The following is a 12,894-nucleotide window of genomic DNA, read 5'->3' as shown; positions in this document are numbered from 1 at the left end:
GTTCGAGGCCCCGACCAGCCAGGGCCTCGAGCGAGTCTGTAGGGGCTCCTTCCCCGGTCAGTGGATGGAGATCCGCCGCAACGAGCTGGCGTCACGGGTGGCTCGGACCCGCAGCACGTGCCGCCCCGCCGTGAGGAGCAGGTCCTCCCAGCGGCCCGGAGAAGCGGACGACCCCAGGCCGACTCCGTCCAGATCGACGTCGGGCACCGGACCGTCGGCCGTCACCACCACGGTGGCCCTGCGGCCCTCGTCGACGTGGATGTCGTAGGCCACCCACTCGCCCGCGTCGAGGTCCACGACCACGTCGTCCTCGACGGCGCCCGGCCGCCCGTCGATCAGGTCGAAGTGCAGGTCGGTGTCGGAGTCGTACCGCAGCGCGACACCGTCGTCCTCACGGAGCCCCGGCAAGGTCGTGCGCGCCCGCACGTGGTGCGACGTGCCCGGGCCGCGGAACGAGAAGCTCATCGCGGGCAGCTCGAGCGGCACGCGCCGCAGCAGCGCGTTGACGATGGTCGGCCGGTACGCGCAGGACTCCAGCCGGACCGCGTCGACCAGCCGGTCCAACGTCGACCACGCGTCGCCGGGCGTCGGCTTGCCGCCCTGACCTGCGGCGTAGGCGACCACGTCGGCCCAGCCGGTGGGAGGGGTGACCGAGAACGGGGACGTCACCGTGTCGAGCTTCTTCCAGGTCCAGAAGTTCCACGAGATCCGGTGGTCCTCGTAGAGCTGGAACGCCGTGGCGAGCCAGGCGGGGTTGTTCTCGCCACCCTCCCCCATGTACACGGGCAGCCCGAGGTCGCGTCCGGTGCGGACGAAGCGTTCGATGCTCGGGAAGTCGGGGGCGGACCAGTACTTGTGGAATTGCAGCATCGAGTTCGGGTCCCACACCTCGGTGAAGATGCTCCAGTTGGTCGACCAGTGGGTGCCCTCGTAGATGAGGAGGTGCGACCGGTCGACCTGCCTGACGGCGGCGGTCAGCTCGAGGTAGAGGTCGACCAGGCGGTCGGCGTAGAGGTCCTGCCACTGGTTCGGGAGCGGTTCGTTGAGCAGGTCGTACCCGGCTACGGCCGTCTCGTCGGCGTACCGGGTGGCGATGGCCCGCCACAGGTCGACGGTCCATGCCCAATAGCGGTCGTCCTCGAAGAGCTCGGGGCGGTTGTTCGGGGAGTCGTCGATGTTGGTCCCGGTCTGACCGCCGGGCGCGCCGTGCAGGTCGAGGATGACCCACAGGCCGTGCGCGCGGCACCAGGCGATGGTGCGGTCGACGTACTCGAAGGCCTCGTCGCGCAGGGCACCTTCGTCGTCGAGCATGAGCCGGGAGTTGATGGGAAGACGGACGTGGTCGAAGCCCTCGCCGGCGATCCTCGCGATGTCGGCCTCCGTGACGAACGCGTCGCGGAAGCGCACCCAGAACTCTCCCGCCCTGTCGGGGCCGACGAGGGCGCGCACCAGCGCCTYGATCTCGCGCGGCGACTGCGGGCCGCCGTCGAAGCCCCACATGTACCCCTCGGGCAGGAGCCACGTTCCCAGCCCGATCCCCCGCAGCAGGAGCGGCCGGCCGGCGCCGTCGACGAGCGCGCCGTCGTGGGCGTGGACGAACCCGTCGTAGGTGGCCGGCCCGCGTCGGGTGGGCGTGGTCATGGGGGTCCTCCCGGACGGCGTGGTGGGGGCGCTCACTTGAGCCCCGACAAGGTGAAGCCCTGCACGATGTAGCGCTGGAAGACGACGAACACCACGAGGATCGGCACGACCATCACTGCGGCGCCCGCCATCTGCAGGGACGGGTTGGTGGCGACCTGCTGGTTGWGCAGCGCCAGCCCGACGGACAGGGTGTATCGGGACTGGTCCCCGGCGATGACCAGCGGCCACAGGAAGCTGTTCCAGCCGGCGATGAAGGTCAGGACCGTCTGCACGGCGAGGATCGGGCCGGACATCGGGAGCACCAGGGACAGGAAGATCCGGATCTCTCCGGCGCCGTCGATCCGGGCCGCCTCGAGCACCTCGTCGGGGATGGTGGTCATGAACTGCCGAAACAGGAAGATGCTGAACGCGCTGACCAGGGTGGGCAGTGCGATGCCCACGAGGGTGTTGGTCAGGCCGACCCGCGCCAGGATCAGGTAGGTCGGGATCATCGTGACCTGGACGGGGATCATCATCGTGCTGAGCACCAGGGCGAACAGCAGGCCGCGGCCGCGGAACTGGAACTTGGCGAACGCGTACCCCGCCATCGCCATGAGCAGCAGCCCGACGAAGCCGATGGCCACCACGACCAGGGTGTTCACCAGGTAGCGCCCGAAGTCGAGGGTGGTGAACAGGTAGCGGACGAACTCGAGCGTCGGCTCGGCGGGGAGCAGCCGCGGCGGGTAGGCGACAGCCTCCGAGCGGGGCTTGAGCGCGCTGAAGATCATCCAGAAGAACGGCAGCGCGGTCGCCGCGGCACCGACGATCAGGACGAGGTTGGTGACGAGCCGGGACGGCTTCCGGGTCGTCCGCCGCGGTCGTACGGGTCGCGTGTCAGTGGTCATCGGAGCCCCGCAGGCGCAGCTGGACCACCGTGACGACCGCGATGATCACGAACAGGACGAGCGACCCGGCCGAGGCGAACCCGAACTGGTTGTACCGGAAGCCCTGCTCGTAGATGTACAGGGAGATCGAAGTCGTGGCGTCGTTCGGTCCGCCCTGGGTCAGCACGTAGGGCTCGTCGAAGAACTGCAGCCAGCTGATCACAGTGGTGACGGTCACGAAGAAGATCGCGAACCTCAGCAGCGGCACCGTGATGCGGCGGGTGCGCTGCAGCTCGGTGGCGCCGTCGAGCTGAGCGGCCTCGTCGTACTCGTGCGGGATCCCCTGCAAGGCCGCCAGGAAGATGATGATGTTCAGACCGGTGGCCCGCCAGACGGCGACGAGGCCGACGGAGAACCGCGCCCAGGTGGGGTCGGAGAGCCACGGGACGGGGCCGAGCCCGACCAGCGAGAGCAGGTAGTTCAGCAGCCCGAACTGGCTGTTGTAGAGGTAGCCCCAGACCAGCGCGACCGCCACGATCGCGGTGATCGCGGGGAGGAAGTAGAAGGCGCGCAACGTGCTGGCCAGCCGTCCGCCGCTGCGGTGCAGCAGCAGGGCGACCGCGAGCGACGCGACGACGATGACCGGCACCCCCACGACGGTGAACGCGCCGGTGGTGCGCAGCGCGTTCCAGAACTGCGGGTCGGCGAGCAGCCTGCGGTAGTTCTCCAGACCGACGAACGAGACGCTGGACGGGTCGGCCAAGCCGCTGATGTCCATGTCGGTGGTGCTGACCACCCCAGCCACCAGGATGGGCAGGACGGCGAACGCGACCAGCACGACCATCGCGGGTGCGACGAACGCGTAGGGGACCGGCCGTGCCGGCCCCACCGCGTCTGCTAGTAGTTCGACTGGATCTCGTCGGCCTTCGCGTAGAAGGCGTCGAGGGTGGACTGCTTGTCGGCGCCCGTGGTCGCGATCGCGGTGAGCGCGCTGGCCATCTCGTTGGCGACCAGGTCCCAGCCCGGGACCATCGGGACCGTCTGCGCGTCGTCGAGCTGCTCGACGTACACAGACAGCTGCTCGTCACCTCGGCCCGCGAGCTCGGTGAGCGCTGCGCTGCTCGTCGGGAGCTCGCCGACCGCGTCGTACCAGGCGACCTGGTTGTCGGGCTGGGCGAGGAAGTCGAGCAGCTGGGCGGCCTCGTCGGGGTGCGTGCTGGTCTTCCAGATGCCCAGGTTCGAGCCGGCGAACAGCGAGGTGCCGGTCTGGTCGGCCGGGAGGGTCGTCACCGACCACGACCCGTCGAGCTCCGGAGCGGCGTCGCGGATCGCCTTGGCCAGGTACGGGCCGGAGACGACCATCGGCGTGGCGCCCGAGACGAAGCCCTGCGTCTGGTCCCAGTCGGTGGCGGTCGGCGCCGAGCCGTCCTCGAAGAAGCCGAGCCAGTGGTCGGCAGCCGCGGCGAACTCGGGCGACTGGAAGTCCACCGCGCCGTCGGCGTCGACGACGTCACCGCCGGCCTGCCACGTGTACTGGACGGGCAGCGTGTTGTCCCAGAGCGGGATGTAGTAGCCGAACTGGCCCTCGCCGCGCTGGGCGAGCTCCTTCGCCACCGACCGCATGTCGTCCCACGTCGTGGGCGCCGCGTCGTGGCCGGCCTCGGCCAGGATGTCCGACCGGTAGAAGAGCACCCGGGTGTCCGACACCCAGGGCACCGAGAGCGCGATCCCGTCCGTGCTCAGGTTCTCCGGTGACACGGCGTCCGGGAAGTTCGAGGGAGCCAGGGCGGGGTGCTCGGCCAGGACGTCGGTGAGGTCGGCGAGCACGCCGGCGTCGGCGAAGGTGGGCAGCAGGGACAGCCCGATCTGCACGACGTCCGGCCCGTCGCCGGACGCGACCGCGGTCGTGAGCTTGTCGTTCACGTTCTCCCACGGGATGGCGTCCACCTGCAGCTTGATACCGGTGTCCTCCGTGAACGCCGCCGTCAGGTCCGTGAAGGCGGGCCCGGCGTCGCCCATGACCCAGACCTTCAGGGTGGCCGAGCCGCCGTCCTCGACGGCCTCCGCCGGGTCGCCGCCTGTGCAGGCGGCCATGGTGAGCACCAGCGCGGCGCTGGACAGCGCAGCCGTGGTGGTCCCGAGTAGTCTCCTCATCGAGCTATCTCCTCTTGGTAGGGGTGGTTCTCTCCAAGGAACCGGGGCCGTCCTAGCCGATCGCCCCGGTTCCGACTCACCGGACCGCTGCGCGCTCCCGCACTCGCGGCCGGTCGATGAATGCCTGCAGCGGCATCAGCGCCGCGCCGAGAGCGACCGAGTCGCCCTCGAACCGGCACAGCTCGATGGTGAACTGACCGCCCGGCCGGTCGAGGCTGAGGCGCCGGACCCGTGCGGTCAGGTCGTCGCGACGGGCGGGCAGCAGCCGCAGCCCGACCCAGCCGCCGAGCACGATCCGTTCCGGGTTCAGCAGGTTGACGAGGTTCGCCAGGGCCGTGGCCAGCACGTCGAGCGTCTCGTCGACCACCATCGCTGCATCCGCGTCGCCGGCATCGGCGGCCGCGACGAGCGCGCTCAGAGCCCGCCATCCCTCGCCGGTCTCGCTCGCGCCGGTCGCGCGCCAACGCTCGAGGATCGCGTGCGCCCCGACGTACGCCTCGAGGCACCCCCGTGCACCGCACCGGCACTCCGGCCCGTTGCCCAGGCCCAGCTTGGTGTGGCCCCACTCCCCCGCGGACCCGAGCGCACCACGCACCAGGCGGCCGCCGCAGACGACCCCCAGGCCGATGCCCCGTCCGAGCAGCCCGACCACCGCGTCGTCCGCACCACGCGCGGCACCGAACCACAGCTCGGCCACCGCCAGCGCGTTGGCACCGTTGTCGGCGAAGACCTCCAGGCCGGGTGCGGAGACGAGGTCCGCGACCCGGGTCGGCGTCCAGCCCAGGCTCTGCGCGTACAGGGTCGGGTCCGCCGCGGCACCGCGCGCCGGGCCGACGACACCCGGCAGACCGACGCCCAGACCGACCAGCGTCGCCTCGACCTGGGGGTTGCGTTCCCGGACGGCCGCCACAGCATCGGCGAGCGCTGCGGAGATCTGCGCCGGGTCCGCGGTGGACGCCGGGGCCTCCCGGAACTCGCGGTCCAGCCGGGTCATCGACAGGTCGAACAGCTCGACCGCGACGCCACGCTCGCCGACGTCGGCACCCAGCATGTGCGCGCCGGCGGCCCGCAGCGCCAACCGCGCGATCGGGCGGCCTCCCTCGGAGGGCACCGAACCGATCTCCTCGACGACCCCGTCGTCGATCAGCTCGTTCACCACGTTCGTGACGGTCGCCGGGGAGAGCTCACAGTCGGCGGCAAGCGTCGCCCGGGTCGTCTCGCCGGACAGGACCAGCGTGCGCAGAACCTTGGTCCGGTTCTGCTGCCGCAGGTCGCGCGTCGTCGCCACCGTCATGAAGCCTCCTTACTTCACGACTTAGATTAAGAAGGAAATGTTGTGGCGTCCAGTGCCCTCAGATCACGATGTGGTCACGGCCGCCGTGCACGGATCAGGTGCTGTCCGGGGTTCTCGCACGGTCGCGAGCCATGGGGCGGCGGATGACAACGACCCCGGTRCTGCTCCGCGACTCTCGTCGCGGGCTGCACCGGGGCCGCATGTCCGTCAGCACCTGTTGGCCTTCGCCCACCGCGCCCGCTTGTCCTTGTTGCGCGCGGCTTGAACCGCCCCCAGCGCCATTGGGGGCTGTCGAAGATCAGCCACCCGGACTGTGGCCGTCCATCGCTCTCGTAGCGACGCGTTCCACATCCGGGCCGATCCTTCGTGATGGGATGCTGACACCATCACGCAGACCGGGAGATCCAAAGTTGAACTATACACACTCTCTGGTCAGCTGTCTAGTTCGACCCTGACCGGGACGCCGGCGAACGCCGCCAGCCGGTCGAACGAGGCCCGCACCGCGTGCTTCTGCGCGTCGTCGAGGGCGACGGCGAGGTGCGGCTCGGCGACGATCTCACCACGCTCCACCACCCGCCGCCACCAGCCGACGACCTGGCTGTCGAGCACCAGCGGCTGGATCACCTGGTTCGTGTTCGCCGGGGCGATGACCCGGTCGGCGATGTTCAGGGCGGACCGGCCCTCGGTGTAGGCGACCCCGTACTCGTCGTATCCCTGCAGGACGTGGACGGTGGGCGACGGGTCGCGACGCGGTGCCTCCCCCGGCGCGAACCAGTGCGCGATCCCGTCGACGTCGACGGACGTGAGCGACTCCTCCACCAGCGACAGCCCGCGCCGGACCTGGGTGAGCGTCAGACTCGCCCACCAGGAGAAGTCCTTGACCGTGGCCGGCCCGTGGCTGACGAAGTACCGGAGCGTCAGCTCGGCGAGCGCCTCGTCCGGGTCGAGCGGCGGCGTGAGCGGCACGCGCTCGTCGAGGAGCGCGTAGGTGCGCTGCTTGCCGCGCAGGACGCCGCTGACCACGACAGCGGCGAGCTCCGCGGCCATCAGGAGGTACGCCAGGCGGGTGCCGCTCGCCTCGATGCCTGCACGCGCGAGCGCGTCCTGCACCTCGGCGCGCGTGAGGTGGTTGCCGCCCTGCACCGCCTCGGCGACGACGGCCGTCGCCCGGTCCACGAGCTCCTCGTCGATCCCCGCCTGCCGCTCGTAGTAGCGGCTGAGCTGACGCACCCGAGGCCCGGTGAGCGCCTGGATCCAGCGGACGTCCTCGGGCGCGACGAAGTGCCACGTCGGGCGCAGGGCGTGCGTGCGCAGGATCGCCCCGGAGTCGAGGAGGGCCTGCACCGCGGCGTCGTCGGCACCGCTGGTCCGCTGGCCCAGCGACCACCTCGCCATCGCGTACTCCTGCGACTGGGCGGCGCCGAGGTGCCGGACGACGGCGGCGGGACCGGGGAGCGGCGGACCGGACAGGTGCTGGTTGTGCAGCCGTCGGTGTGCGACCTCGAGGCGGTCCATGGCTGTCGATCTTCTGCGTGTGGGCGGACGGTGGCAAGGTGGTCGAATCCGGACACAGTCGAAGGAGACCCCCATGGCGACGCACCTGAACCCGTACCTCAGCTTCCGCGACACCGCCCGGGAGGCGATGGAGTTCTACCAGTCCGTGTTCGGTGGCGAGCTGAGCACGAGCACGTTCGGGGAGTACGGAGCGAGCGAGGACCCGACCGAGGCGGACAAGCTGATGCACGCGAACCTCACGACGCCCGGCGGGATGGTGCTCATGGGCGCCGACACCCCCAACGCGATGGAGCTCGCGAGCGCCAGCAGCATCTCCTGCTCGCTCAGCGGGGAGGACCTCGCCGAGCTGCAGGGCTACTGGGACGGCCTCAGCGCGGGTGGGACCGTGACCGTGCCGTTCGAGCAGGCACCGTGGGGTGACACGTTCGGGATGTGCACCGACAAGTACGGCGTCGACTGGATGGTGAACGTGACCGCGACCCAGTGAGCATCGACTGTGTCGTCGTCGGGGCCGGTCCCGCCGGCCTCGCGGCGAGCGCCGCCCTGACGGCCCGCGGCATCGAGCACGAGGTGCTCGAGAAGTCACGGGTGGGCGAGTCGTGGCGGTCCCGCTGGGACTCGTTCCGGCTGAACACGCCCGGCTTCCTCAACCCGATGCTCGGCCCGGCGCAGGACGACGAGTACACGCCGCGCGACGAGGTCGTCCGCCGGCTCGAGGCGCTGGCCTCCTCGGGCCCCGTCCGGACGGGCGTCGCGGTCACGGCGCTCGCGCCGCGGCTCGACGGACTCGCGCTGGAGACCTCGGACGGACCCGTGCACGCGCGGGCGGTGGTCGTCGCGACCGGCGCGGAGAACGTCCCGCGGGTGCCGGCGTTCGCGACGCACCTGCCGGTGGTCCAGCAGACGACCACCACGTACCGCTCCCCCGCCGGCCTTCCGACGGGGACCGTGCTGGTGGTCGGCAGCGGCCAGTCGGGTGTGCAGGTGGTCCGTGACCTGACGGCGGCGGGTCGTCGCGTGCTGCTCGCCACGTCGCCGGTGGGACGGCTCCCGTCGCCCTACCGCGGCCGGCCGATGATCGCGTGGCTCGCGACGGCCGGGTTCTTCGACCAGCGGACCGCCGACGTGCCCGAGGAGCTGCGGCGTCTGCCGAACCCGCTCGTCGTCCCGGGCGGTGAGCCGGGGCCGGACCTGCGCCGGATGGCCCGCGAAGGGCTCCCGCTGCTGGGCCGGATCACCGGCGTCGAGGGCGGTCGGCTGCAGGTCGACAGCTCCGTCCGCGGGAACATCGCCGCCGGTGAGGCCTTCGCCGAGCGGGCACGCGCTCTCGTCGACGACGCGATCGACCGACTGGGCCTGGGCGCTCCCCCGGCAGACGCCGAGGACGCCGACACCTCCTACCCCGTGCGGGAGGGCGCGGAGCTGGACCTGCAGGACGAGGACGTGACCAGCATCGTCTGGTGCACCGGCATGCGCGGCAGCCACGCGTGGCTCCCTGCCGAGCTCCTCGACGCCCGTGGAGTCCCCCGCCAGCTCGACGGTGCGGCCGAGCTGCCGGGCCTGTGGTTCCTGGGACTGCGGTGGATGCGTCGACGCGGGTCGTCCAACTTCGAGGGCATGCCGGCCGACGCCGCCGCCGTCGCTGACGCGGTGGGGACGCACCTGTCCGCGCGCTGACGGACGCCTCACCGCGCACCGCGGACGTGATGAGGTGTCCCCCGTGACCTTCCTGCAGACTCACGACCGCGTCCTGCTCACCGGCGACTCCGTGACCGACTGGGGTCGCGACCGCACGGACCCGACGAGCCTCGGGCACGGCTACGCGGGCATCGTGGCGGCGCTCGCAGGAGCTCGTCGGCCGGACCTCGACCTCACGTTCCTCAACCGCGGCGTGGGCGGCGACACCTCGGCGATGCTGCGGGCGCGCTGGGACCAGGACGCGGTGGCCCTGGAGCCCACCGTGGTGTCGGTGCTGATCGGCATCAACGACACCTGGCGCCGGTACGACGCGGGCACGGCGACCTCGACCGACGAGTACGAGGACAACCTCCGCGCGCTCGTCGAGACGGTGGATCGTCTCGTCCTCATCGAGCCCTTCGTCGTGCCGGTCACCCCTGCGCAGCACGCGTGGCGCGAGGACCTGGACCCGCGCATCGGTGTGGTGCGGCGGGTGGCCGCCGAGCGTCGCGCGGTGCTCGTGCCGGCCGACGGGCTGTTCGCGGCGGCGGCGGCGCGGACGGGCGCCGAGACGTGGGCGTCCGACGGCGTGCACCCGACGCCCGCGGGGCACGGGCTGCTCGCGGAGGCGTGGCTCGCGGCGGTGGGGCTCGCCTGAGTCGTCCGCCTGGTGGGGACTCTTTGCGCGCGCGCCGACGTTGACGCTAGCGTCGTGGCCGATTGCGGTTCCGCATCCGCGGGACGCGACCGACCGAACGGTCTCGGAGGACGAAGCGATGCGCGTGCACACTGCCGCTCCCGCCGTCCTCGGGCGTGCCTGCGTGGCGCTGCCCTGTTGTCGCTGTCTGTAGAGCGCTGGCTGCTCTTCTGCGCGAGGATCCCCTGACCGGGGACCGTCTCCCGCGCCAGCGCTCGCCCCGCCCCGGTCCGGACATCCCCTGCTGATCCGTGCCGGCCGACCGGCGCCCACGCGCGCCGGAACCCCGACGCATCGCTAGTCAGTCCCCCACCGCTGCCGGCACCCCGGCAGCCTCGACCGAAGAGGAACCATGGCACGCATCTACGACGACGCGACGGCGCTCATCGGCAACACCCCGCTGGTCCGCATCAACAAGATCACCGACGGGGCCCCCGCCACCGTCGTCGGCAAGCTCGAGTTCTATAACCCGGCCAACTCCGTGAAGGACCGCATCGGCGTCGCGATCATCAACGCTGCCGAGGCGTCCGGCGAGCTCAAGCCCGGCGGCACGATCGTGGAGGCCACCAGCGGCAACACCGGCATCGCGCTGGCGTTCGTGGGCGCGGCCCGCGGCTACAACGTCGTCCTGACCATGCCGGAGACCATGTCCAAGGAGCGCAAGCTCCTGCTGCGCGCGTTCGGCGCCGAGCTCATCCTCACCCCGGGCTCCGAGGGCATGCGGGGCGCGGTCAACCGGGCCGACGAGATCGTCAAGGAGCGCGAGGGCGCCATCCTGGCCCGCCAGTTCGCCAACGAGGCCAACCCCGAGATCCACCGCACCACGACCGCCGAGGAGATCTGGGCGGACACCGACGGTGAGATCGACATCCTCGTCGCGGGCATCGGCACCGGCGGCACCATCACGGGCGTCGGCCAGGTGCTGAAGGCCCGCAAGCCCGGCGTGAAGATCGTCGGCGTGGAGCCGGCCGAGTCGCCGATCCTCAACGGTGGCGCGCCCGGCCCGCACAAGATCCAGGGCATCGGCGCCAACTTCGTGCCCGAGATCCTCGACACGACGGTCTACGACGAGATCATCGACGTCGACGCCGAGACGGCCGTGAAGGTCGCCCGCCGCGCCGCGGCCGAGGAGGGCCTGCTGGTCGGCATCTCGTCCGGCGCCGCCCTGCACGCCGCGACGCTCCTGGCCAAGCGCCCGGAGAACGCCGGCAAGCTCATCGTCGCGATCATCCCGTCGTTCGGCGAGCGCTACCTGTCGACCGTGCTCTACGCGGACCTCGTCGACTGAGCCCGGTCCCCGTACACCCCCACCGACAGGACGAAGGCACCGTGTCCGACCACCTGCACTTCCTCGCCACCCTGAGGGAAGACCTCGAGGCAGCCCGGCACCGCGACCCCGCGGCCCGGTCCCTCGCCGAGGTCGCCCTCGGGTACCCGGGGGTGCACGCGGTGTGGGTGTACCGGCTGGCGCACAGGATGTGGCACCAGCCTGGCCTGCGGCTGCCCGCGCGACTGATCTCCCAGCTCGCGCGGGCGGCCACCGGCATCGAGATCCACCCCGGTGCACGTCTGGGCCGGCGGCTCTTCATCGACCACGGCATGGGCGTCGTCATCGGCGAGACCGCCGAGGTCGGCGACGACGTGGTCCTCTTCCACGGCTCCACGCTGGGCGGCAAGTCGATGCGGCACGGCAAGCGGCACCCGACGGTCGGCGACAACGTGGTCGTCGGGGCCGGCGCCAAGATCCTCGGCCCGGTGTGGATCGGCGACGGTGCGCAGGTCGGCGCGAACGCCGTCGTGATCCACGACGTCCCCGCCGGGGCGATCGCAGTCGGCGTGCCTGCGACGATCCGGCTGCGGCCCGCTGCCGCGCCGTTCGACGTCGAGATCGACGACCCGGCGATCTACATCTGAGAGCATCCCACCCCGGTGATACCCGGGGTAGCAGGTAGCCTGGCGCGGGCGTCGACGGCGACGCCGGACCGGAGGACTGACGATGCGGCTGGGCTACCACACGGGCTACTGGTCGGCGGGTCCCCCGCCGGGTGCGCAGGAGGCCGTCCTCGGCGCCGAGCAGCTCGGGTTCGACTCCGTCTGGACCGCCGAGGCCTACGGATCCGACGCGCTCACCCCGCTCGCGTGGTGGGGCTCGCGCACGTCCCGGATCCGGCTGGGCACGGCGATCGCGCAGATCTCCGCCCGCACCCCGACGGCCGCCGCGATGGCCGCCCTCACGCTCGACCACCTCTCCGGCGGTCGCTTCGTGCTGGGGCTCGGCGCCTCCGGGCCACAGGTGGTGGAGGGCTGGTACGGGCAGCCGTACCCGCGCCCGCTCGCCCGCACGCGCGAGTACGTCGCGATCGTGCGGCAGGTGCTGGCGCGCGAGGCGCCGGTGACGTTCGACGGGCAGTTCTACCGGCTCCCGCTGGGTCCCGACGAGGGTTCGGGCCTGGGCAAGGCACTGCGCTCGACGGTGCACCCGCTGCGCGCCGACCTGCCGATCCACCTGGCGGCCGAGGGACCGAAGAACATCGCGATGTCGGCGGAGATCGCCGACGGCTGGCTGCCGCTCTTCTACTCGCCGCGGATGGACGGCGAGTACCGGGAGCTGCTGGCCGAGGGCTTCGCGCAGCGCGCTCCGGAGCGGACCTCTGTGGACGCGTTCGAGGTGGTCGCCACCGTGCCGGTGGTGATCGGTGCCGACGTCGAGTCCGCCGCGGACAGCGTCCGCCCGTTCATCGCCCTCTACGCCGGCGGCATGGGGGCCAAGGGCGCCAACTTCCACCGCGCGGTCCTCGACCGGCTCGGGTACACCGAGGCCTGCGACGAGATCCAGGCCCACTACCTGGCCGGCGACCGCGCCCGTGCGACCGCCGCGGTGCCGCTCGAGCTCGTGCAGGACATCGCCCTGGTGGGCACCGTCGACGACATCCGCGCCCAGCTGCCCGCCTGGGAGGGCACGGCGATCACGACGATGCTCGTGCAGGCCGACCCGCGCACCCTGCCGGCGATCGCGGAGGCCCTGCGCCCGACGGCCTGACCCACTCGTCGAC

At 71.7% G+C, this 12,894-nt stretch carries 12 protein-coding genes; 6 read left to right on the top strand and 6 right to left on the bottom strand.

From position 1 onward, the window contains the following. Positions 1–57: 57 nt before the first annotated feature. The 6 genes from AC1DUQ_RS11230 to AC1DUQ_RS11205 all read right to left on the bottom strand — a co-directional run bounded on the left by AC1DUQ_RS11230 (position 58) and on the right by AC1DUQ_RS11205 (position 7,467). Positions 58–1,641: a cellulase family glycosylhydrolase gene (locus tag AC1DUQ_RS11230; protein ID WP_477073804.1), complete on the bottom strand. Its 1,584-nt coding sequence runs from the start codon at positions 1,639–1,641 to the stop codon at positions 58–60. A gap of 32 nt (positions 1,642–1,673) precedes the next feature. After that, complete coding sequence (locus AC1DUQ_RS11225) at positions 1,674–2,525, bottom strand: carbohydrate ABC transporter permease (protein ID WP_477073803.1); 852 nt, start codon at positions 2,523–2,525, stop codon at positions 1,674–1,676. Then, positions 2,515–3,393, bottom strand: a complete 879-nt coding sequence (locus AC1DUQ_RS11220; protein WP_477073802.1) for a carbohydrate ABC transporter permease — start codon at positions 3,391–3,393, stop codon at positions 2,515–2,517. The genes AC1DUQ_RS11225 and AC1DUQ_RS11220 overlap by 11 nt, the downstream gene beginning before the upstream one ends. Positions 3,394–3,401: 8 nt before the next feature. Next, positions 3,402–4,658, bottom strand: a complete 1,257-nt coding sequence (locus AC1DUQ_RS11215; protein WP_477062708.1) for an extracellular solute-binding protein — start codon at positions 4,656–4,658, stop codon at positions 3,402–3,404. 76 nt (positions 4,659–4,734) lie between these two features. Further along, positions 4,735–5,952 carry an ROK family protein gene (locus AC1DUQ_RS11210; protein ID WP_477062709.1) on the bottom strand — a complete coding sequence of 406 codons (1,218 nt, stop codon included), beginning with the start codon at positions 5,950–5,952 and terminating at the stop codon, positions 4,735–4,737. Between the two features lie 432 nt (positions 5,953–6,384). Continuing rightward, complete coding sequence (locus AC1DUQ_RS11205) at positions 6,385–7,467, bottom strand: winged helix DNA-binding domain-containing protein (protein WP_477062710.1); 1,083 nt, start codon at positions 7,465–7,467, stop codon at positions 6,385–6,387. A gap of 73 nt (positions 7,468–7,540) precedes the next feature. Here AC1DUQ_RS11205 and AC1DUQ_RS11200 point away from each other — a divergent pair, with 73 nt between their 5' ends. From AC1DUQ_RS11200 to AC1DUQ_RS11175, 6 genes are all read left to right on the top strand, one after another. Beyond that, the gene (locus tag AC1DUQ_RS11200; RefSeq protein WP_477062711.1) at positions 7,541–7,954 is read left to right on the top strand and encodes a VOC family protein; all 414 of its coding nucleotides are present in this window, start codon (positions 7,541–7,543) and stop codon (positions 7,952–7,954) included. Further along, a complete protein-coding gene (locus AC1DUQ_RS11195; protein WP_477062712.1) occupies positions 7,951–9,144 on the top strand; it encodes a flavin-containing monooxygenase in 1,194 nt (397 codons plus the stop codon). Before AC1DUQ_RS11200 ends, AC1DUQ_RS11195 begins: the two co-directional genes overlap by 4 nt. Positions 9,145–9,187: 43 nt before the next feature. Further along, entirely contained in the window at positions 9,188–9,802 is a 615-nt protein-coding gene (locus AC1DUQ_RS11190) for an SGNH/GDSL hydrolase family protein (protein WP_477062713.1), read from the top strand. Between the two features lie 391 nt (positions 9,803–10,193). After that, complete coding sequence (gene cysK, locus AC1DUQ_RS11185; RefSeq protein WP_477062714.1) at positions 10,194–11,129, top strand: cysteine synthase A; 936 nt, start codon at positions 10,194–10,196, stop codon at positions 11,127–11,129. Positions 11,130–11,170: 41 nt separating this feature from the next. Then, entirely contained in the window at positions 11,171–11,755 is a 585-nt protein-coding gene (gene epsC, locus AC1DUQ_RS11180) for a serine O-acetyltransferase EpsC (RefSeq protein WP_477062715.1), read from the top strand. 82 nt (positions 11,756–11,837) lie between these two features. Continuing rightward, a complete protein-coding gene (locus tag AC1DUQ_RS11175) occupies positions 11,838–12,881 on the top strand; it encodes an LLM class F420-dependent oxidoreductase (protein WP_477062716.1) in 1,044 nt (347 codons plus the stop codon). The last annotated feature ends 13 nt before the right edge of the window (positions 12,882–12,894 follow it).

The organism is Cellulomonas sp. P4_B5_2 (genome assembly GCF_056402235.1).
This window is presented reverse-complemented; position numbering and strand designations above follow the sequence as displayed.